This window comes from Caulobacter sp. BP25 (assembly GCF_002737755.1).
Classification (GTDB): domain Bacteria; phylum Pseudomonadota; class Alphaproteobacteria; order Caulobacterales; family Caulobacteraceae; genus Caulobacter.
This window is the reverse complement of record NZ_PEGH01000008.1, coordinates 161,521-181,625: the sequence shown is the minus strand read 5'-3', so window position 1 is coordinate 181,625 and position 20,105 is coordinate 161,521. Positions and strand designations below refer to the sequence as shown.

13 protein-coding genes and 3 pseudogenes are annotated in these 20,105 nt (G+C 66.3%); 9 read left to right on the top strand and 7 right to left on the bottom strand.

The features are described from left to right. The 3 genes from CSW59_RS05705 (at position 1) to CSW59_RS20735 (ending at position 3,102) form a co-directional block, all read left to right on the top strand. The gene (locus CSW59_RS05705; RefSeq protein WP_099443119.1) at positions 1–1,404 is read left to right on the top strand and encodes an efflux transporter outer membrane subunit; all 1,404 of its coding nucleotides are present in this window, start codon (positions 1–3) and stop codon (positions 1,402–1,404) included. Between the two features lie 867 nt (positions 1,405–2,271). Then, positions 2,272–2,817: a hypothetical protein gene (locus CSW59_RS05700; protein WP_099443118.1), complete on the top strand. Its 546-nt coding sequence runs from the start codon at positions 2,272–2,274 to the stop codon at positions 2,815–2,817. Positions 2,818–2,934: 117 nt separating this feature from the next. Beyond that, on the top strand, positions 2,935–3,102 hold the full coding sequence (locus CSW59_RS20735; RefSeq protein WP_161495021.1) for a hypothetical protein: 168 nt from the start codon (positions 2,935–2,937) through the stop codon (positions 3,100–3,102). Here the strand turns inward: CSW59_RS20735 and CSW59_RS05695 are convergent. After that, positions 3,099–3,566 carry an Lrp/AsnC ligand binding domain-containing protein gene (locus CSW59_RS05695; protein WP_099443117.1) on the bottom strand — a complete coding sequence of 156 codons (468 nt, stop codon included), beginning with the start codon at positions 3,564–3,566 and terminating at the stop codon, positions 3,099–3,101. The two genes, CSW59_RS20735 and CSW59_RS05695, sit on opposite strands and share 4 nt — an antisense overlap. A 525-nt stretch (positions 3,567–4,091) precedes the next feature. On the opposite strand from CSW59_RS05695, the gene putA reads away from it, so the two are divergent. From putA to CSW59_RS05675, 4 genes are all read left to right on the top strand, one after another. Further along, the gene (gene putA / locus CSW59_RS05690; protein WP_099443158.1) at positions 4,092–7,181 is read left to right on the top strand and encodes a bifunctional proline dehydrogenase/L-glutamate gamma-semialdehyde dehydrogenase PutA; all 3,090 of its coding nucleotides are present in this window, start codon (positions 4,092–4,094) and stop codon (positions 7,179–7,181) included. A gap of 38 nt (positions 7,182–7,219) precedes the next feature. Continuing rightward, a complete protein-coding gene (locus tag CSW59_RS05685) occupies positions 7,220–7,474 on the top strand; it encodes an antitoxin (RefSeq protein WP_099443116.1) in 255 nt (84 codons plus the stop codon). Then, the gene (locus tag CSW59_RS21755) at positions 7,380–7,760 is read left to right on the top strand and encodes a type II toxin-antitoxin system RelE/ParE family toxin (protein WP_161495020.1); all 381 of its coding nucleotides are present in this window, start codon (positions 7,380–7,382) and stop codon (positions 7,758–7,760) included. The genes CSW59_RS05685 and CSW59_RS21755 overlap by 95 nt, the downstream gene beginning before the upstream one ends. A 128-nt stretch (positions 7,761–7,888) precedes the next feature. Next, positions 7,889–9,214 (top strand): cellulase family glycosylhydrolase, encoded by a 1,326-nt coding sequence (locus CSW59_RS05675; protein WP_099443114.1) that lies wholly within the window; start codon positions 7,889–7,891, stop codon positions 9,212–9,214. On the opposite strand, the gene CSW59_RS05670 is transcribed toward CSW59_RS05675, so the two are convergent. Beyond that, complete coding sequence (locus tag CSW59_RS05670) at positions 9,211–10,086, bottom strand: LysR family transcriptional regulator (RefSeq protein WP_236632160.1); 876 nt, start codon at positions 10,084–10,086, stop codon at positions 9,211–9,213. The genes CSW59_RS05675 and CSW59_RS05670 overlap by 4 nt on opposite strands. A gap of 135 nt (positions 10,087–10,221) precedes the next feature. Between CSW59_RS05670 and CSW59_RS05665 the strand changes: the two genes are divergently transcribed. Further along, positions 10,222–10,749, top strand: coding sequence for a polyketide cyclase (locus CSW59_RS05665; RefSeq protein WP_099443112.1), 528 nt, complete (start codon positions 10,222–10,224; stop codon positions 10,747–10,749). Between the two features lie 81 nt (positions 10,750–10,830). Continuing rightward, positions 10,831–12,446: pseudogene (locus tag CSW59_RS05660) on the top strand (carboxylesterase/lipase family protein). Between the two features lie 78 nt (positions 12,447–12,524). Here the strand turns inward: CSW59_RS05660 and CSW59_RS05655 are convergent. The 5 genes and pseudogenes from CSW59_RS05655 to CSW59_RS05640 all read right to left on the bottom strand — a co-directional run bounded on the left by CSW59_RS05655 (position 12,525) and on the right by CSW59_RS05640 (position 20,064). After that, a pseudogene (locus CSW59_RS05655) lies at positions 12,525–13,348 on the bottom strand (flagellin). 240 nt (positions 13,349–13,588) lie between these two features. Then, complete coding sequence (locus tag CSW59_RS20730) at positions 13,589–13,729, bottom strand: hypothetical protein (RefSeq protein ID WP_161495019.1); 141 nt, start codon at positions 13,727–13,729, stop codon at positions 13,589–13,591. A gap of 70 nt (positions 13,730–13,799) precedes the next feature. Then, positions 13,800–16,634 (bottom strand): TIM-barrel domain-containing protein, encoded by a 2,835-nt coding sequence (locus tag CSW59_RS05650; RefSeq protein ID WP_143754957.1) that lies wholly within the window; start codon positions 16,632–16,634, stop codon positions 13,800–13,802. A 14-nt stretch (positions 16,635–16,648) separates the two neighbouring features. Continuing rightward, on the bottom strand, positions 16,649–18,280 hold the full coding sequence (locus tag CSW59_RS05645) for a DUF5597 domain-containing protein (RefSeq protein WP_099443111.1): 1,632 nt from the start codon (positions 18,278–18,280) through the stop codon (positions 16,649–16,651). Between the two features lie 297 nt (positions 18,281–18,577). Further along, a pseudogene (locus CSW59_RS05640) lies at positions 18,578–20,064 on the bottom strand (tryptophan halogenase family protein). Between the last annotated feature and the right edge of the window lie 41 nt (positions 20,065–20,105).

Below are 20,105 nucleotides of genomic sequence, written 5' to 3'. Positions count from 1 at the left end.
ATGTTCCGTAATCTCACCCTGATCCTGCTCGCCTCCACGGCGGTCAGCGCCTGCACCCTGGCGCCCAAGTACGAGCGCCCGACCCTGCCGGTAACCCAGACCTGGTCCACCCCGACGGCCGAGCCCACCAGCTCGGTCACGGCCGCCGACCTCGACTGGCGCCAGGTGCTGGTCGATCCGCGCCTGCAAGGCGTGGTCGACCTGGCCCTCAAGCAGAACCGCGACCTGCGCGTGGCGGTGCTGAACATCGAGAAGGCCCGGGCCACCTATGGCGTCCAGCGCGCCAACCTGTTCCCGGCCATCAACGGCGCGCTCGGCGAAACCCGCAGCCGCACCCCGGCGGCGACGTCCGGAACGGGCCAGGCCATCGAAGTGGACACCTACAGCGCCACCATCGGCTTCACGGCCTATGAGCTGGACCTGTTCGGCCGCGTGCGCAGCCTGAACCAGCAGGCGCTGCAAAGCTTCTTCGCCACCGGAGAGACCGCGCGCTCGACCCGGATCAGTCTGATTGCCGAGACAGCCAACGCTTGGCTGACGCTGGCGGCTGACCAGGACCGCCTGGCCCTGGCCAAGAACACCCTGGCCGCCCGCGAGGAGTCCCTGGCTCTGACCCGTCGCCAGGTCGATGGCGGGGTCGGCTCGCTGCTCGATCTGCGCAACGCCGAGACCCTGGCCGAGACCGCCCGCTCGGACGTCGCCACCTACACCGCCCAAGTGGCCCAGGACCGCAACGCCCTGGTGCTGCTGGCGGGCGGCGACGTGCCGGCCGAGCTGCTGCCCTCCGGCGACGTTTCGTCGGCCAAGATCCTGGCGGATCTGCCGGCGGGCCTGCCGTCCGACGTCTTGGCGCGTCGTCCCGACGTGCTGTCGGCCGAGCACAGCCTGCAGGGCGCCAACGCCAATATCGGCGCGGCCCGCGCGGCCTTCTTCCCGCGCATCAGCCTGACCGGCTCGACCGGCGCGGCCAGCGGCGACCTGGGCGATCTGTTCAAGAACGGCACCGGCAGCTGGAGCTTCACGCCCCAGATCAGCCTGCCGATCTTCGCGGGCGGGGCCAATGTCGCCGGCCTGGACAGCGCCAAGGCCAGCCGCGACATCGCCGTGGCGACCTACGAGAAGACCGTGCAGACGGCCTTCCGCGAGGTCTCGGACGCCCTATCGGTTCGTCAGACGGTTTCGGACCGCCTGGCCGCCCAGGAGCGTCTGGTCGCGGCGGCCGCCGACAGCGAGCGGCTGTCGCGTCAGCGTCGCGACGCGGGCGTCGACAGCGCCCTGACCCTGCTCGACTCCCAGCGCACGCTGTATTCGGCCCAGCAGGGCCTGATCAGCGCGCGCCTGGATCGCGCGACCAACCTGGTGACGCTCTACAAGACGCTCGGCGGCGGCGCCCCCGCCCGCTGAGCCTTTACAGACTTCCCCGGTCAGCCCCGGGGAAGTTCGTCGGCCATCATCCCCCCCGATGGTCACGAACGGAAGGGGCGCGCTCCTCTCCCCCATTCCCGGGAGCCGCCCCTTCCCCCCCTTTTTCCGCCCGCCGCCTGCTGGTGGGCGCGGACAATGGCGCCGTCGAGCAGCTATTTGTTGTCCCGGTCAGCGGCGAGAGGCCCGAACACCCGCTCCCAGACCCGCCGAGACACCAGCGGCTGAACCGTCGACGCACCGTGCGCCACTTGCCATAGCGCTCGGGCAGAGACGCCCTTCTCATGTTGAGCGCCTGACTTGATGGGGTCGTCTGATGCGTCAGGCGGCCCCTTTGCATTTCTGCTCGCCTAGCCGTCACGCCGCCAGAAAAGCGCGGCGCATTTCCCAGTTTCACATCACCCGTAAGACGCAGGCGTTCGCTGGAGAGTACAACTTAAGGTGTATCTATTATAAAGCTATTATCTATGATTGACTCCCTCGCCGCACCCTTATAGCGATAGTCTCGCAACATAAATCGCTCATAGAGAGCACATCTAGGGAGATAACGATGTCTGCTTGCGCCCAGCTCAACTACAACAACGTCACGCCAGCTGTATGGGCGTGTCTTTCGGAACTCTCCGGTAGTCGTGGCGGCCCCGACCCGCTGCCGAATACCGGTAGCTTCTCCGCGCAGGGCTACACTTTAGCCTGGTCTTACAATCCCCCCGCCCAGACCGCCTGGGTCCAGTGCACCGATAGCCCGACCTTAGTGCCGTGCTTCGCGATCAATGCCGTCCTGGAGAGCGCGATCTCGAGCTGCTACGCCTCCACGGGCGCATCGCTCAAATCTTTCGCCTGAGGCGGGGAATGTCTCTGGAACTCGAAAGACGGGTTCGTGTCGATGCGAAAGCCGAAGCGCTCGCATCGCTCTCGGACGCTCTGGCGCAAGCGCTCGGTCTCAGCGAACCGCTGCCACCGAAGCTGGCCGAGCGCGCGGCCGTCGATCCGATGTTCCTGCATGAACTAGTCGCGGAGCGCCCCACGTCCATCGCGGACTCCGAGGTGGCGTCAAGGGCGGCGGGCGCGGGATTACCCAAATGGGCTCCCGCGCCCACTCTCCCGCTGATCCTCGCGGCCGCCAAAGCTCTCGCCCGCTGGGGTGCGCACGGCTTCCGCGAGGTGTCCGAGGCGCGCGTCGCCGCGCGAAAAGCGGCGTGCGCGGCGTGCCCTGAACTCCGCCCCCCGGGCCAACACATCATGCACCATCTGATTGGCGCGGGATCCAGCGTCGTCTGCGGGCTTTGCAGTTGCGCCATCGACAAGAAGGCGCGGCTGCCTACCGAGACCTGTCCGGCGCCCTCGCCGCAGGACCCTACGCTCAACCGCTGGGGAGAGCCGCTTTCGTCCGCATGAACCCGATCCGGGGACGGGGTAAGTCAATTCTTACCGTTCGGTAATCCTTTTAGGTAAACGTTTGCATGTGAACGGTGTTTCCGCGCGTGCAGAAGCTAAGGCCGGAAGAGGATACCCATGACGACGAGAGCGAAGAACGATCAGACCGCGAAACAGGCAGCCCAAGTGGCCGGCATCGTGGTCGCCAGCCTGCTGGCCCTGATGGCCATCGCCTCCGCCATCATCGCGCCGACCGATCTTTCCGGTCGCCCCCTGTCGAACCCGGTGATCGGCGCTTCTAACTAAAGCGGCAGCTGGACTGTGCTCTTGACCTCCTCGAGCACGGCGTAGGTGCGGGTCTCCCGCACGCCGGGCATCTTGACCAGGATGTCGCCCAGGAAGCCGCGATAGGCCTCCATATCCTTCACACGGGCCTTGATCAGATAGTCAAAGCCGCCGGCCACCATGTGGCACTCCAGCACCTCGGGCGCGCGGCGCACGGCGGCGGCGAAGTCCTCGAAGGTCTCGCCCGTGGTCCGCTCCAGCACCACCTCCACGAAGATCAACAGCGCCCGGTCGACCTTGGCCGGGTCCAGCAGCGCCGCGTAGCCGGTGATGAAGCCGCGCTCCTTCAGACGCCGGACGCGATCGAACGTGGCCGCCGGCGACAGGTTGCAGCGCTTGGCCAGCTCGGCGTTGGTGATGCGGCCGTCGGCCTGCAGAACCTTGAGTAGTCGGCGATCGGTGTCATCTAGAGCGGAACTGGCCATCGTGCGTTTCTGCCGAAGAAGCTTCGAAAAATAGCGCCCACAAACAGAGCACCTTCGACAAGCTTAGCGTTACACCTCCGATCGTTCCAGCCCACCCGCGCCAACCCCTCCTCCTCAGGGCGTCGGTGGGGCGGCTTTGCCGTTCGGAACGTCGCGACGCTCGCTCTCTCCCCCCTAACCGGGCGTCGCAACAAAAGCGTGGCAGCCGAAAGTGGCTACCGGTTTCGGCGCCTGCCACGCTTTCGCTCAAAGCGAGCGAGCCTGTTTATCCGTTTCTGATGTCCCATCAGAAACGGACAGGCTCTAGAGAGGAAGGGGCGCTCCATGTCTCCCCGACAGCGCCCCTTCCTCCCTCCCCATTTTCACAGCATCCTTCGTATCCGAGCGCCTCGACGCGCTGGAGCGGACGTGCGCTTTTCGCGCCCACACCGAAGACCTGACGGGATCAGCGCTCAACAAACGAAGCACCTTTGGTGAAAGTCGCGTTAGACCGATGATATTCTAACTTCAGGGAACACCATGCCCGTGATGAACTGGGATAGCCTCGACGACGGCAAGTATCGCGACGAAGCCGCCGTGATCGCCGACCTGCTGGCCAAGGCGCCGCTCTCCAGCGAGGACCGCGCCGCCGTCCGCGCCGAAGCCGAAGCGCTGGTGCGCGGCGCTCGCCGCAGCGTCCGCAAGCAGGGCGTGGTCGAAAGCTTCCTGCAGGAGTTCAGCCTGGGCACCCGCGAGGGTCTGGCCCTGATGTGTCTGGCCGAGGCCCTGCTGCGCACGCCCGACGACGACACCCGCGACAAGCTGATCGCCGAGAAGATCGGCTCGGCCGACTGGGCCAGCCACCTGGGCGGCAGCGACAGCCTGTTCGTCAACGCCTCGACCTGGGGCCTGATGCTGACCGGCAAGATCGTCGAGCCCGACGATGAGGCCCGCAACAACATGCCCGGCTTCATCAAGAAGCTGGCCGGGCGTCTGGGCGAGCCGGTGATCCGCGCCGCCGTCGGCCAAGCCATCCGCATCATGGGCGAGCAGTTCGTCCTGGGCCGCACGATCGAGGCCGCCATCAAGCGCGCGGCGAACGAGGACACCATGTGCTCGTTCGACATGCTGGGCGAGGGCGCCCGCACCGCCGCCGACGCCGCCCGCTATGAAAAGGCCTATGCCGACGCGATCGAAACGGTGGGCAAGCTGTCGAACCGCGCCGGTCCCGAGAAGGGCCACGGCGTCTCGGTCAAGCTGTCGGCCCTGTGCCCGCGCTACGAGGCCACCCACGAGGACCGCGTGTGGGAGGAGCTCTATCCCCGCACCCTGCGCCTGGCCAAGATCGCCGCCCGCTACGACATCAACTTCACGATCGACGCCGAGGAGGCCGATCGTCTGGCCCTGTCGCTGAAGCTGCTGGACAAGCTGTGCCGCGAGCCGGAGCTGGGCGAATGGAAGGGCCTGGGCCTGGCCGTCCAGGCCTACCAGAAGCGCTGCGGCGAGGTGATCGCCCGCCTGCGCGCCCTGTCGGAAGCGACCGGCCGCCGCCTGATGGTGCGCCTGGTCAAGGGCGCCTACTGGGACAGCGAGGTCAAGCGCGCCCAGGTCGCCGGCCGCCTCGACTATCCGGTCTATACGACCAAGCCGGCCACGGACCTGTCTTACCTGGTCAACGCCAAGGCGCTGATCGACGCCGCGCCGGGCCTCTACGCCCAGTTCGCCACCCACAACGCCCACACCCTGGCCGCAGTGGTCCGCATGGCCAAGAACGCCGGCGTACGCATCGAGCACCAGCGCCTGCACGGCATGGGCGAGGCGCTCTACAAGGCCGCCGACGACCTCTATGACGGCATCACGCTACGGGCCTACGCCCCCGTGGGCGGTCACGAGGACCTGCTGCCCTACCTGGTCCGCCGCCTGCTGGAGAACGGCGCCAACACCTCGTTCGTCCATGCTCTGCTGGACGAGCGCGTGCCGGTCGAGAAGGTCGTCACCGACCCGATCGACACCGTCGAGGCCCACCCCGACCGCCACGCCAAGATCCCGACGCCGATCCAGGTCTACGGCCCGCGCCGCCGCAACAGCGCTGGCCTCGATCTGTCGGTGAAAGCCGATCGCGAGCGCCTGGCCGCCGCCGTCGCGGCGATCGACGCCGAGACCCTATCGGCCGGTCCGCTGGTCGGCGGTAAGCTAGCCGTCGGAACCCCGCCCCTGCCGGTGGTCGCCCCCGCCGACGACGCTCGCGTGGTCGGCGCCGTCTCCGAGGCCCAGCCGGCGCAGATCGACGAGGCCTTCCGCCTGGCTCGCGTCGCGCAAGTCTCCTGGGATCGCGTCGGCGGCGCCGCCCGCGCCCAGGTGCTGCGCGCCATGGCCGATGCGCTGGAAGCCAATATAGAGCGCCTGATCGCCATCCTCTCGCGCGAGGCCGGCAAGACCCTGTCGGACGGCATCGCCGAGGTCCGCGAGGCGGTCGACTTCTGCCGCTACTACGCCGTGCTCGCCGAGGACCAGTTCGGCGCCGGCGAGATTCTGAAGGGCCCGGTCGGCGAGACCAACAGCCTGCGCCTGGCCGGGCGCGGGGTCTTCGTCTGCATCAGCCCGTGGAACTTCCCGCTGGCAATCTTCACCGGCCAGATCGCCGCCGCCCTGGCGGCCGGCAACGCCGTGCTGGCCAAGCCCGCCGAGCAGACCCCGCTGATCGCCTATGAGGCCGTGAAGCTCTATCACGCCGCTGGCCTTGACCCGCGCCTGCTGGCCCTGCTGCCCGGTCGCGGCGAGACCGTCGGCGCGGCCCTGGTCGCCCACGAGGGCCTGGACGGCGTCGCCTTCACCGGCGGCACCGACACCGCCTGGCGGATCAACCAGACTCTCGCTCAGCGCCAAGGTCCGATCGTGCCGTTCATCGCCGAGACCGGCGGCCTCAACGGCATGTTCGTCGACACGACGGCGCAGCGCGAGCAGGTGATCGACGACGTGATCGTCTCGGCCTTCGGCTCGGCCGGTCAGCGCTGCTCGGCCCTGCGTCTGCTGTTCCTGCCGCACGACACCGCCGACCACATCATCGAGGGCCTGAAGGGCGCGATGGACGCGCTCGTTTTGGGCGATCCGGCCCTGGCCGTCACCGACGTCGGCCCGGTCATCGACGCCGAGGCCAAGGCCACGCTCGAGACGCACCTGGAACGCCTCAAGCGCGAGGCCAAGGTGCTGCACGCCCTGTCAGCCCCGGCAGGCGGGACCTTCTTCCCGCCGGTCCTGGCCGAGATTCCCTCCGCCGACTTCCTGGAGCGCGAGGTTTTCGGCCCGATCCTGCACGTGGTCCGCTACAAGCCGGAGGATCTGGACAAGGTCGCCGGCGCCCTGGCGGCACGCCGCTATGGCCTGACCCTGGGCATCCACTCGCGGATCGAGAGCTTCGCGGCCGACGTCCAGCGCCTGGTCCCGGCCGGCAACGCCTACGTCAACCGCTCGATGACCGGCGCGGTCGTCGGCGTCCAGCCGTTCGGCGGCGAGGGCCTGTCGGGCACCGGCCCCAAGGCCGGCGGCCCCCACGCCCTACTGCGTTTCGCTGTGGAGCGGGCGCTCAGCGTCAACATCACCGCCCAGGGCGGCGACCCGGCCCTGCTGAACCTGTAAGCCTTGACGCCATCGGCCATCGGCGGGATTCTCCGCCCATGGCCGATGGCTTCGACATTCATCTAGGCGCGCAACACGCCGAGAAGCTGAAGGCCTTGGCTGATCGGCTCGGCATGTCGCCCGAAGACTACGCCGCCCTGCTGATAGACCGCGAGGCGGAAGACGCGACGCGTGTGGCGGTCGACCCCGATCCCGCTCTTGATCGCGCTATCCTCGACGCAGCGCACAGCAAGGGCGCGCTCACCCCCTGGGCTGACGTCCGCGATAGTCTTTTGGCCCGCCATCGTCGTTAGCCCCCTGCGCCGCGCGGTCTATCTCACCAATGCTGCACGCCTCGATATTGAGCGGCTCCACGATTTCCTGTTCGAGAAGAACTCCGACGCCGCGAGGCGGTTGATCGCTCAATTGCAGGCGAACTTCGAGCGGTTGGCTGAATACTCCGAGCGCGACCGGTTGGTCGGCGGCGGGGTCAGGGAGCTGATCGTGCCGTTCGGAGGATCGCGCTATGTCGTCCGTTACGAAACGGACGCACGGGGCGTCTTTGTCTCGCGCGTTTGGCACGGCCTAGAGCAGAGGTAGAGGCAAGCGTCCTCTTTCCACCGGCATAGCCCCACCTCGGAAAAGATCGAGCACCACGCTGTTGATAGCGCTATCAGCTCACGGCATTGTGCGCGCCGAGAGCCCTGAGAGGTTCGTCGGAGGACGCCATGACACTTTCCCGCCGCCACCTGATCGCCGCCGCAGCGGCCCTGCCCGCGATCGGAGCGGCCAAGGCGCCGGCGCCGCCCAAAGGGTTCGTGACCGTCAAGGACGGCCGGCTGATGCTCGATGGCAAGCCCTATCGCTTCGCCGGGACCAATGTCTGGTACGCCGCCTGGCTGGGCGCGCCGGCCGGCTATGGCGACCTGGGGCGCCTGCGCCGGGAGCTGGATCGCCTGAAGGCCATGGGGGTGACCAACCTGCGCATCCTCGGCGCGGGCGAGCAGTCTCCCGCTAAGGTGGCTATGGACCCCACTTTCCGGGGGCCGGGCGAGGACTATAACGCCGACCTGCTGAAAGGCCTGGACGTCGCCCTGGCCGAGATGGCCAAGCGCGACATGAAGGCGGTCATCTACGTCAACAATTTCTGGGACTGGTCGGGCGGCATGCCGGCCTATCTGAACTGGGTGGGCGACGGCCCGTGGTTCCAGCAGGGCGACCCGGCCTATCCCTGGCCTCAGTATGCGGACTATTCGGCCCGGTTCTACGCTAACCAGAAGGCCAACGCGCTCTTCCGCCACTATGTGACGAGCCTGGTCGGCCGGGTCAGCACCGTGACCGGCAAGCCCTATCGCGACGATCCGACCATCATGGCCTGGCAGCTGGCCAACGAGCCGCGGCCCGGCGGCTCGGACGCTTTTGGCCAAAGCAACATGCCCGCTTACCAGGCCTGGATCCGCGACACGGCCAGCCTGATCAAGCGCCTGGACAACCAGCACCTGGTCAGCACAGGCAGCGAAGGAACCATGGGCTGCATGGGCCTTGAGTCCTGCGTCGTCGACGCCCACGCCCCGCCGGTGATCGACTACATGACCATCCACATCTGGCCCAACAACTGGGGCTGGATCAGCATGACCGACCAGCCCTCGACCTACGCGGCGGGCGAACAGAAGTGCCGCGACTATGTCGCCCAGCACATCGCCCTGGCCAAGCGCCTGAACAAGCCTCTGACCATCGAGGAATTCGGCCTGATCCGGGATGGTCGGCAGTTCGCGCCGGGCTCGCCAACCACCTATCGCGACCGCTTCTACAAGACGATGCTGGACCTGGCCCTGGCCGACATGAAGGCCGGTGGGCCGGTGGCGGGCGTCAACTTCTGGGCCTGGAACGGCGAGGGCCGCGCTCAGCAACCAGACGCCTGGTTCAAGAAGGGCGACAAGAGCTATGTTGGCGATCCTCCGCAGGAAGAGCAGGGCCTGTTTGGCGTGTTCGACGCCGACGCCTCGACCCTGGCGGTGATCGCCGAGCATGCCGCTGCGGTGAAGGGGCTTTAGGGGGTCATCGGATCGGCGCCGACCTGGAACAGAAGGTCTCGGACCCAGGCGCGGGCTGGATCGCGGTGGGTCCGCTCATGCCAGACAGCCAGCTTGGCAAAGCCTGGAATCTCGATCGGCGGCGTCTGGAAGATAAGGCCGTCGACCTCGGAAAGTAGTCGGCGCGGGGCCACCGCAATGAGGTCGGTGGTGCGCAGCACCTCCAGCAAGACGAGGAAGCTGGTGACCGACACGGCGACACGCCGCCGCCGGCCGATCTTGTCCAGCGCCGCGTCGGTCACCCCGAAGAAGGCCCCGCCGGAATAAGACACCAGCGCATGGTCCAGCGCGCAGAAGCGATCCAGAGACAGGTCCGCCGCATCGGGGTGATCGGACCTCATGGCGCAAACATAGCGCTCATCAAACAGCCGGCGGCCGTATAAGTCGGGCGGCGCGGTATCCGGCGTCATGAACGCGATATCGACCTCGCCGCGTTCCAGTTGCGTCAAGACGCGGTCATCCTCCATCGGCCGCACGGCCACCGTGATCCCCGGCGCACGTCGGCGCAACGCCGCGATGAAAGGTGCGACAATGGCCTGCAATGCATAGTCGGTGGCGGCCAAGCCCAGGGTGAAGGAGGCCTTCGCCGGATCAAAGATCGGCGGCCGTAGCAAAGCCTCGGCCTGGCTCAGAATCTGTTTGATCGGCCCCGCCAACTCCAATGCGCGCGGCGTGGGCGCCACGCCCCGTTGAGCGCGGACGAACAAGGGATCATCGAAACTGTCCCGTAGTCGCGCCAGCATTCCGCTGACCGCCGGCTGTGTCAGGGCCAGCCGCTCGGCCGCCCGCGTAACGCTGCACTCGTCCAGCAAAGCGTCCAGCGTCTTCAGCAAATTCAGGTCCAGCGTTCTGATATCGCGCAGCGTGATGGATCCAATAAAATATTACGATTATCGTTATGAACGAATAGAGCGCATGGGTCCTCCTGTCCACTCCGGACGGTTTCCAAGCCCAAAAAGGTCTTGCCCATGAACGCGATCATCTGGCCCGAGGGCTATCTCCCCGGGACCACCGATAACTTCGTCTCCAACGAGATCATCGTCCCCCAACTTTCAACGGCTCAGGTGTGGCCATACCTGAACACGGCGACCGCCTGGCCCGACTACTATGCCAATGCTTCGGATGTGATCCTTCATAATCAATCGGGACCAGACCTGTCGGCCGGCGCCCGCTTTCGGTTCACCACCTTCGGCTTTCTCGTCGAAGGCGAGGTTGTCGAGCATGTGCCGCCGCGTGATGGCGCTCCGGCCCGGATCGCCTGGCACGGTTGGGTGGAAGGCGAAGGCGATCAGCGCCTGGACGTCCACCACGCCTGGCTGATCGAGGATCTATCCGGCGACCGCGTGCGGATACTGACCCAGGAAACTCAGATCGGAGCGCCGGCGCGCGACCTGGCGGCCACTAGCCCCAACCCTATGCTCAACGCCCACCAGGCATGGCTCGACGGCCTCGCCGACATCGCCCGCCGCCAGACGCCGCTTTCGAAGCTGGGATAGGCAGGAAAGGGTTGCTACCGGTGTCACGCTACATGCTACCTCTGACGGGTACGCTCGTCAGAAAGCGCCGGAGGAAACCCGATGCCCGCCACCCGCCGCACCCTGATCACCGGCGCCGCCGCGCTGACGGCCTACGCCGCCCTGCCCCGTGCGGGCGTCGCTGCAGAGGCGCGCTCGCCGGTGGTGGCGACCACCAACGGCAAGGTGCGCGGCTACGTCCAGGACGGGGTCAGCGTCTTCAAGGGTCTGCGCTACGGGGCCGACACAGGCGGCGCGCGGCGGTTCATGCCGCCGGTCAAACCCGAGCCCTGGACCGAGGTGAAGGACGCCCTGGCCTATGGTCCGGCCTCGATGCAGACCGGCAAGGGCGAGGAGGGCGAGACCCTCTCGGAAGACTGCCTGTTCCTCAATGTCTGGACCCCGGCCAAGGCCTCGCGCAAGGACGGCCTCGCCGATGGGGTCAAGCGGCCGGTGATGTTCTACATCCACGGCGGCGCCTATAACGGCGGTTCGGGGGCAGCCCCTGGTATGAGGGGACAAAGCTGGCCAAGCGCGGCGACGTCGTGGTGGTGACCGTCAATCACCGCCTCAACGCCTTCGGCTATCTGTACCTGGCGCGCCTGTTCAACGACCCCTCGGTGGCCGACAGCGGCAATGCCGGCCAGTTGGATCTGGTGCTGGCCCTGCAGTGGGTGCGCGACAATATCGCCAGATTCGGCGGCGATCCCGATTGCGTCATGCTGTTTGGCCAGTCCGGCGGCGGGGCCAAGATCGCCACCCTGATGGCCATGCCCGCCGCCAAGGGCCTGTTCCACCGCGCCGCCACCATGAGCGGCCAGCAGGTCACCGTGGGCGGTCCGTTCAACGCGACCAAGCGCGCGAAAGCCTTCCTCGACAAGCTGGGGATCAAGGACCTGGCCGCCCTGCGCGCCCTGCCCGCCGCCGAGATGCTGGCGGGGCTGAAGGCGGTCGATCCGATCGCCGGATCGGGCGGGGTCTATGTGGGTCCTGTGCTGGACCAGCGGTCGCTGACCCGCCACCCGTTCTTCCCCGACGCCGCGCCCCAGAGCCTGTCGATCCCGATGATGGTCGGCAACACCCACGACGAGACCAAGGGCTTCATCGGCTGGGACGCCAAGGCCTTCCCCCAGACCTGGGACGAGGTGATCGCCAGGCTGCCGGGCCAGTTCAACGCCCGCATCGACATCGCCCCCGAGACGGTGGTCGCCTTCTATCGCCAGACCTATCCGACCTATTCGCCGGCCGACGTCTATTTCGCCGCCTCGACCGCCGGGCGCTCGTGGAAGGCGGCGATCATCCAGGCCGAGGAGCGGGCCCGCGCCGGCGCGCCGGCCTATGTCTATCAGGTCAACTGGAAGTCGCCGATCCAGGGCGGGATCTTCGGCGCGCCGCATACGATCGACATCGGCCTGGTGTTCGGCACGCTGGATGCCAAGGGCTCGATCATCGGGACGGGGCCGGAGTCGGTCGCCATGTCGAACACGATGAGCGACGCCTTCATCGCGTTTGCCCGCACCGGCGATCCAAATGGCGCAAGCCTGCCCCGCTGGGAGCCCTACACGCTGGACCGCCGCCAGACGATGGTGTTCGACAACGTCTCGCGCTTGGAAGACGACCCGCGGGGGGCCGAGCGAGCGTTCTTCAACCGCGTGCCGTTCACCCAGTTCGGAACCTGACATCCGAGCAAAGAAAAAGGGCGAGCCCGAAGGCTCGCCCTAGAAAGCGGCCGGCGCGAACGCCGACGCTTCGTTCTCTTAGCGGAACAGGCTCAGGATCGACGAGCTCGAAGAGTTCGCGATCGACAGCGCTTGGATACCCAGTTGCTGCTTGGTTTGCAGCGACTGCAGCTTGGCGCTTTCCTTGGCCAGGTCGGCGTCCACCAGGTTGCCGACACCGGCGTCCAGGCTGTCTTGCAGCTTGCCGATGAAGGTCAGGTGGGTGTCGAGGCCGACCGAGCTGGTGCCCAGGGCGGCCAGCTTGTTGGTGGCGGTGCCGATGGCGGCGTCGAGGGTCGCGATCATCGTCTTAGCAGCGGAGGCCGTCGCGAAGCCGACAGCCGCAGTGGAGATGCCCAGCCCCCCAGAGACAGGTTTTGAGCGTTCACCGTGACGCCCGAGCCATCCGAGTTGGCCAAGAACGTCATGGTGTTGGTCTTGCCGTCGGCCAGGCTAACACCGTTGAATTTCGAGTTGGTGGCGGCCTTGGTGATCTGGTCGCGCAGCGACACGAAGTCGGCGTTCAGCGCCTTAAACGCGGCCGAGTTCAGCGAAGTGTCGGAAGCGGCCAGGGCCTTTTCCTTCATCTTGCCAAGCAGGTCGGTGATGGTGTCGCCGGCCGCCAGGGCCACGTCGATGGTGGACTGACCGCGTTGCAGCGAGTCCTTCACGGCGTTCAGCGATTGAGCGTTGGCCGACTGCGTCTTGGCCGTGGCCCAGATAGCGCCGTTGTCCTTGGCGCTGCCCACCTTCTTACCGGTGTTGATACGCTGCTGGACGGTGCCGAGTTCGGCGTTGGTCGAGTTCAGATTTTGCAGGGCGATCAGGGCCCCGGCGTTCGTATTGATGCTGTTCAGCGCCATAACGAAACAACTCCTATTCGAGGTGTCCCGGTGTCCTTTTGACGACCGGTGGGCGTTTTACCCTCGAACAGTATCCGAATGTGTCATTTCTATTTCGTTTAGAACGGATAGATATTCAATTAAATTATTGCACTATTTTATTAATCATGAACATCGAATTTACCTAGAACAGATAGGTATTTTACATAATCAATGTTTCATTTTGAAACACATCAACAGCGACATCCAGCTCTATATTAATCACCGATTCAGCATGACAGAGGCCTGCGCCGCCTCGTTAGCCGGCGGCGCGCGACGCAAGCGATAGGGCTTGGCCGCCGCGCGGACGGCCATGAGGAAGACAAACGCCTTCCAGGCGTCGAAGAGGAAATGAAGACGCATCGCGGGAGCCTCCCTGCCCCCTTCCAACGAGGAAAAGGCAAGGAGGCTCCCGCGCTCAGGCGGCCAAAGTCTATTTCCGGCGCATCACCGTCACGGGCCCGCCGGCATAGTCGACCGAGGCGTCGGCGGCGTCGAAGTCCGTCGATCTGACGCCCGGGCGGACGAAGCGGACCTTGAACACCCGCTTGTCGACCATGCCATCGAAACGGCCGGATCGCGGGCCGATGGTCAGCCGACCACTGGCGTCGTCATAGCTGATCGGGATACGGCTGTAGGCCCCGCGCTGATAGGCCATCGACAGGCCATCGTCCTCGTAGAGCTCGAACCGGCCATCCTGGCCCGTATAGACCAGCAGGGTGATCGGCGCGTTCGGCTTCTCGCCGATATACTGCTGGACCTCGGTCGTGGGCACGATGGCGCCGGCCTTAACGAACAGCGGCATGCGGTTCAGCGGCGCGGCGGCCTGGATCGTCTGGCCGCCCACGTGGGCCTTGCCAGTCTCGAAGTCGTACCAGGTGGTTCCGGCGGGCAGATAGACCGAGCGCGAGCGCGCCTTGAACTGGGTGACGGGCGCCACCAGGAACGACGGGCCATACAGGTACTGGTCGTCGATGTTCCGCGCCTTCAGGTCCTGCGGGAAGTCCATGACCAGGCCGCGCATAATGCTGCCGTCGCGGTGATAGGTCTCGCCCGCCAGGGTCAGGGTGTAGGGCGTCAGCCGATAGCGGAGCTTGTTGTACCAAACGAGCGAGTCGTAGACCTCGCTCCCCTCGTCGGCGAGGTTCCAGATCTCGCGGAACGGCTCCTCGCCATGGCTGCGGAACAGCGGGCTGAAGGCGCCGAACTGGTACCAACGCAGGTTCAGCTCCTGCCACTCGGGCCAGTGCTGGGCCTCCTTGCGGATATAGCGATCCTCGACCGAGAACCCGCCAATGTCGGTGGTCCAGTTGGGCACGCCGGTCATCGACAGGTTCACGCCGGCCGAGATCTGATCGCGGAAGTCGTCCCAGCGGGACACGACGTCACCGCTCCATAGCGCCACGCCATTGCGCTGGATGCCGCCGAAACCCGAGCGCGAAAGGATGAAGCTGCGCTTGTTCGGATCGAGCTCCCGCTCGCCCTCGAACACGCCAGTCGTGTGGATCAGGGGGTAGGAATTGAAGAACTCCGCGCCCGGCCCCATCGCGGTCGGCCCCATGCGCAGGGTGCGCTCGGCGACATCGAGGTTGGAGTGCATGTCAGGCTCGTCGGCGTCCATCCACCAGGCGTCGACGCCAAGCCCCTTCAGGTTGTCCTTGACCTGGCGCCAGTAGATGCTGCGCGCTTCCTTCGCGTACGGGTCGTAGAACGCGTTCAGATAACCCGGCCCAACCCAGTCCAAAGCGCCCTGCTCGACATTGCGGCGGTATATGAACCCCTTGGCGTCCAGCTCCTTGTAGTTGTCGGTGGTCGGATAGAACTTCGGCCAGATCGAGATCATGAAGCGGGCGTTCATGCCATGAACGTCCTGCAGCATCTTCTTCGGGTCGGGGAAGCGGGTTTCGTCGAACTTGTGGGTGCCCCAGCTGTCGTCTTTCCAGTAGCGCCAGTCGAGCACGATGTTGTCGAGCGGCACGTTGCGCTTGCGGTACTCCTTCACGACGCCGACCAGCTGTTCCTGCGTCTCGTAGCGCTGGCGGCTCTGCCAGAAGCCATAGGCCCAGCGCGGCAGGGCCTGGGCCTTGCCCGTCAGGTCGCGATAGCCGCTAACCACCTGATCCAGGTTCTCGCCCGCCACGAAATAGTAGTCGACCGCATGGGCGACGTCCGAGGTCAGGGTCAGCGACTTCTGCTCGGCCGCCGGAATCGGGTTGTTGTGCAGGAGGGCGATGTAGCCGTCGTTGGGCTCCCACTCGACCCGCACCTTGTGGCGGCTTCCGGCCTTCATCGGGGCGGTGAAGTTATGGAACCACGGGTTCCAGTTCTGCCGCCAACGGTCGATCTTTAGCTGGCCGTCGATCCACAGCTTGGCGTAGCTGGACGAGTACAGCTTGAACTTCTGCAGGCCGCCGACCTGACCCTCGACCGAGCCCTCCCAGACGACCTTGGCGCCCTTGAGCGGCTTCTTGTCGGGACCGGTCAGTTCGGCCGGCCACTTAGGCAGATCATCCAGGTACTGGTAGTCGATGTCCTGCTCGACGCGCGTCAGCTTCAGCTCGCCGTTGATGTAGTACTTGGCGGTGAAGCCGCCCGGCTTGCCGTCGGCGTCGAAGACCTTCAGGTCGCGCGAGGCCAGGGCGTAGGGCGTGGGATCGCCGAACCGGCTGATGCCGTTATTGTCCCACAGCACACCGTAGTTGCGCGTAGACAGCACGAACGGGATCGCGATGGCGCGATTGTACTGGGCCAGCTCGACGTCCTGGCCGTTGTAGTTCATCTGGCCGTTCTGGTGCTGGCCCAGGCCGTAAAAGCCTTCGTCCGTATTCGGATTAAATCGCTGGCTGATGGCGTAGAAGCCCTTGCCGTCGATGGTCAGCGGCTTGAAGTTCGATCGCGCCTGCTCGGTCAACACGGTCTTGCCGGCCGCGTCCTTGAACGACACCGCGCCGGTCGAGAGCGCGACCTCGGCCGTGGCCTTGCCGGCCTTCAGCACGACCTTGCCGCCGACCTGCTCGACGGTGAACCCGCTGGTCTTGGGGGCCGCGATCACCTGCAGACTGGGCGGGACCTTGATCTCGTCGGTGGGCGAGGCGGTGACCCGGATCGCGCGATCACTCATCACCTGGAGCCGGACCTTCTTGGCCGGGCCCGAGGCGGGGGTGACGACCACGCCATCGGCTGTCGTCGTAAAGGCGCCGTCAAGCGCGAGGGCCGATGACGAGGCCATCAGGGCCAGGCCGAAGGCGGAGAGGGCAAGGATACGCATGTCGGCAGTCTCCGTCAGTAGGTCGCGAGCTTGACCCGCAGAACCTGCGAGCCGCTGGTGAAGTTGAGGCCGTAGTCCGTCTGGTCGCCGTTCCACAGGCGATCAAAGATCCACTGACCGTTTTCGAAATGGCCTTCCTCGACCCGCGCCAGCATCATCGGCTTGCCGTCGGTCTTGGCGCGGCCGAACTCGACGCGGACGTTGCGGCCCGTGACAAGGAACTCGTTGGGAGAGAGCTGAGCGATCAGACCGCCGCCATCGGGGCCTTGCGGGCCCGCCGGACGGTCCTTGAGCCAGGTCCAGTCCCAAGCGCCGAACTGCCACTTGCCGTAGCGGAGGCTGACGGTCCAGTCGCCCATCGTCGTCGATTGCGCGGCCCGGTCATCGGGCTCGGCGCCGCCCCAGACCTTGCCCTCGAAGGACAGCTTGGCCCATTCGCGGGCCATCGGCGCCAGCAGGCGGTAGTTGGCGGCGAAGACGTCGATCAGGGCCTCGTCGACCCTGGCTGCGCCCAGCGGGTAGTTTGCGTAGCCGGTATAGTCCATGCCGAACGGCGACCAGCCGATCCCCTGCTTGCCCAGGGTGGAGAACACGTAGCGGGCATAGGCCGGATCATTGCCGGTCTCGGCGACGAACAGGGCGTTGTCGGGGCGCCCGTAGTGTTTGAGGACCGCCTCGTACTTGACCGACTCTTTCATGTAGATGTCGGGCGCGATCAGGTCGATCGAGGGCGCGGCCGCCTGCCAAACGCCGATGACATTGTCGGTGGGCCCGCCCGCCGAGTAGCTTTTGGGATCGCCCGGCGCGATCGGGTCACGCAGAGCGGCGTTGACGTACATCGGCAGCGGATAGACCGCCTTGCCGGCGGCGGCGACCTGGTCGACGAAGCGGCCGATATGCCAGGCGTGGAAGAACTCGTCGGCGTCCTTGCCGAAGGCCTGGGTCCAGGTCCCCGGCTTGGCGCCGAGCGCCTTGACCAGGGCGGCGGGCGCGGGGCCGTCAAACACCTTCTGGGCGGCGGGGCCGAAGTCCCGGACCGTGCCGTAGGTCCCGGTCTCGTTTTCGACCTGAACCATGATGACCGTCTTCTGGTCGCTATCAGCCGCCTTCAGGTGGCGCATCAGGGCCACGAACGCCTTGCGGTCCGCATCGAGCGTCGTCTGGGCCAGCGGCGACATCGAATAGGACCGTCCGCCGGTCTCGGTCCTCAGGCGCGGAAAGCGCTTGTCGTCCAGCTTGACCCATTCGGGCGCATAGGACGGCGAGGAGTTCTTCCAGGTTCCAAACCACAGCAGGACCAGGCGCACCTTACGCTCGCGGGCCTGGGCCAGCAGCAGGTCTAGATAGGAGAAGTCGAACTTACCCTCGACCGGCTCGATCTGCTCCCAGGCGATCGGGACCTGGACCGTGTTGGCGCCCAGACGGTCGATCGCCGGCCAGACCTTGTTCATCTGCGAGGGCCAGGCGCTGGAGTTGTTGACCTGGGCGCCCAGCATAAGCCACGGCGCGCCGTCCACCATCAGGGCGTGGCGACCGTCCTTGGAGACCAGCCGGGGCATGTCCCGTTCGGCCGCCGACACGGGCGCCAGAACGCCGAGGACAAGCGCCGCCGCCAGCCCTGCCGCCACGAACCGTGAAGCCCTCATACGCCTCCTCCCAATCGAGCGCCTTTGTTAGCGCTACCAACTTTGTGGACGGGATCGTCGCCGCGCGAGCGCGCCATGGCGAGTCCCGGTCTCGTATTCCCCGCGTCTCAAGACATGCGCGCGCCGCCGCGGGTGGCGGTGCGCGGGAAGAACGCCGCGCGATGATGGAGGCGGCGGACCGCATCCTCTTCGCGCCGACGCGCCGGGAGGCCCCGGCTTGGCTGAACACAGCCGACTATAATCGTACAATTCAGACCGGCAACCGACTTTGATAGCGTTGTCATGCGTTTTCGCCCCTCAGGCGGCGAGGGGGTCGGCCTTGCAGGCGGCGGCGATGAAGGCGTCGTGCGTCGGCAGGCGCGAGACCAGATTGGCGTTGGCCTGGCCGACCTTCCAGACCTTGGCGGCGGCCTCGTCATAGGATGGCACATCGGCCAACCGGTCGTAGTCGCGCGGCTCGATCCCCTGCCCCAGGAACACCGCCAGCCAGCTGGGCTCGGCGCGCGGCTGCGGAACAGCTCGATCTTGTGCGCCAGGCTGTCGGGGATCGCCATGGTCCGGCAGTAGTTCCAAAGAGGCGTGTCATCCCGCTCGGTGGCGCAATAGTGCAGGATAATGAAGTCGCGGATCTGCTCGTATTCGATCTGCGTCAGGCGATTGTACTCCTGCTCGGCGGCCGGGTCGTAGCCGCTCAGCGGCAGCAGAGCCAGCAGGCGCATCGCGCCCGTCTGCACCAGGTGGATGCTGGTCGATTCCAGCGGCTCCATGAAACCGCCCGCCAGGCCCAGCGCCACGACGTTCTTGCTCCAGGCCTTGCGGCGCCGCCCGGCCTTGAAGCGTAGCGGACGCGGGTCGGCGAGGGCCTTGCCGTCCAGATTGGCCAGCAGGGTCCCAGCGGCCTCATCATCGCTGATGAAGTCGCTGCAATAGACATAGCCGTTGCCGGTGCGGTGCTGCAGCGGGATGCGCCATTGCCAGCCGGCCTCGCGCGCGGTCGAGCGGGTGTAGGGCGTCAGCGGATAGGCGTTCTCGCACGGAACGGCCAGGGCGCGATCACAGGGCAGCCAGTGCGACCAGTCCTCGAAGCCGGCCTCCAGCGCCTCCTCGATCAGCAGACCGCGGAAGCCCGAGCAGTCGATGAAGAAGTCGCCCTCGATCCGGCGACCATCGGCCAGAACGAGCCCCGAGACGAAGCCGTCTTCCGGCCGCTGCTCGACCTTAGCGATCTTGCCCTCGGTGCGCTTGACCCCGCGCGTCTCGGCGTAGTCGCGGAGGTAGCGCGCATAGAGCCCGGCGTCGAAGTGATAGGCGTAGCCTAGCCCGGGCACGCCCGGCGGCAGGTCCTTGGGCGGGGCGGCGAACTTTCCGGCCTTGGCCGCCACCGTCGACAGCGCGTAGCTGTCCAGGCTCCCGCCCTCGCCATTGGCCCGCAGGCGCAGCCAGTAGTGGTGAAAGCTGACGCCGTCGATCGGCTCGCCATAGACGCCGAACGGGTGGAAGTACTCGTGCCCCAGGCGGCCCCAGTTGCGAAACTGGATGCCCAGCTTGAACGTCGCCTGGGTCTTGCGAACAAAGTCGTACTCGTCGATCCCCAGCAGCCCGTTCAGGAACTGGATCGGCGGGATGGTCGCCTCGCCGACGCCGACCGTACCGATCTCGTCGGACTCGATCAGCTCGACCTCGCCCACCCGGCCCTTCAGGGCCTGGATGAGGGTGGCGGCGGCGATCCAGCCGGACGTGCCGCCGCCAACGATGACGAACTTGCGATAGGGCTTTGTGTCCATGGGACCGCCTCGAGCGTTCATGAGGCCGCAAGGCTAGGCCC

Coding starts and splice junctions, on each gene's coding strand:
- CSW59_RS05705 (WP_099443119.1), top strand. CDS start 1: ATGTTCCGTAATCTCACCCTGATCCTGCTCGCCTCCACGGCGGTCAGC.
- CSW59_RS05700 (WP_099443118.1), top strand. CDS start 2,272: ATGTCTCTGGAACTCGAAAGACGGGTTCGTGTCGATGCGAAAGCCGAA.
- CSW59_RS20735 (WP_161495021.1), top strand. CDS start 2,935: ATGACGACGAGAGCGAAGAACGATCAGACCGCGAAACAGGCAGCCCAA.
- CSW59_RS05695 (WP_099443117.1), bottom strand. CDS start 3,566: ATGGCCAGTTCCGCTCTAGATGACACCGATCGCCGACTACTCAAGGTT.
- CSW59_RS05685 (WP_099443116.1), top strand. CDS start 7,220: ATGGCCGATGGCTTCGACATTCATCTAGGCGCGCAACACGCCGAGAAG.
- CSW59_RS05675 (WP_099443114.1), top strand. CDS start 7,889: ATGACACTTTCCCGCCGCCACCTGATCGCCGCCGCAGCGGCCCTGCCC.
- CSW59_RS05665 (WP_099443112.1), top strand. CDS start 10,222: ATGAACGCGATCATCTGGCCCGAGGGCTATCTCCCCGGGACCACCGAT.
- CSW59_RS20730 (WP_161495019.1), bottom strand. CDS start 13,729: ATGCGTCTTCATTTCCTCTTCGACGCCTGGAAGGCGTTTGTCTTCCTC.
- CSW59_RS05650 (WP_143754957.1), bottom strand. CDS start 16,634: ATGCGTATCCTTGCCCTCTCCGCCTTCGGCCTGGCCCTGATGGCCTCG.
- CSW59_RS05645 (WP_099443111.1), bottom strand. CDS start 18,280: ATGAGGGCTTCACGGTTCGTGGCGGCAGGGCTGGCGGCGGCGCTTGTC.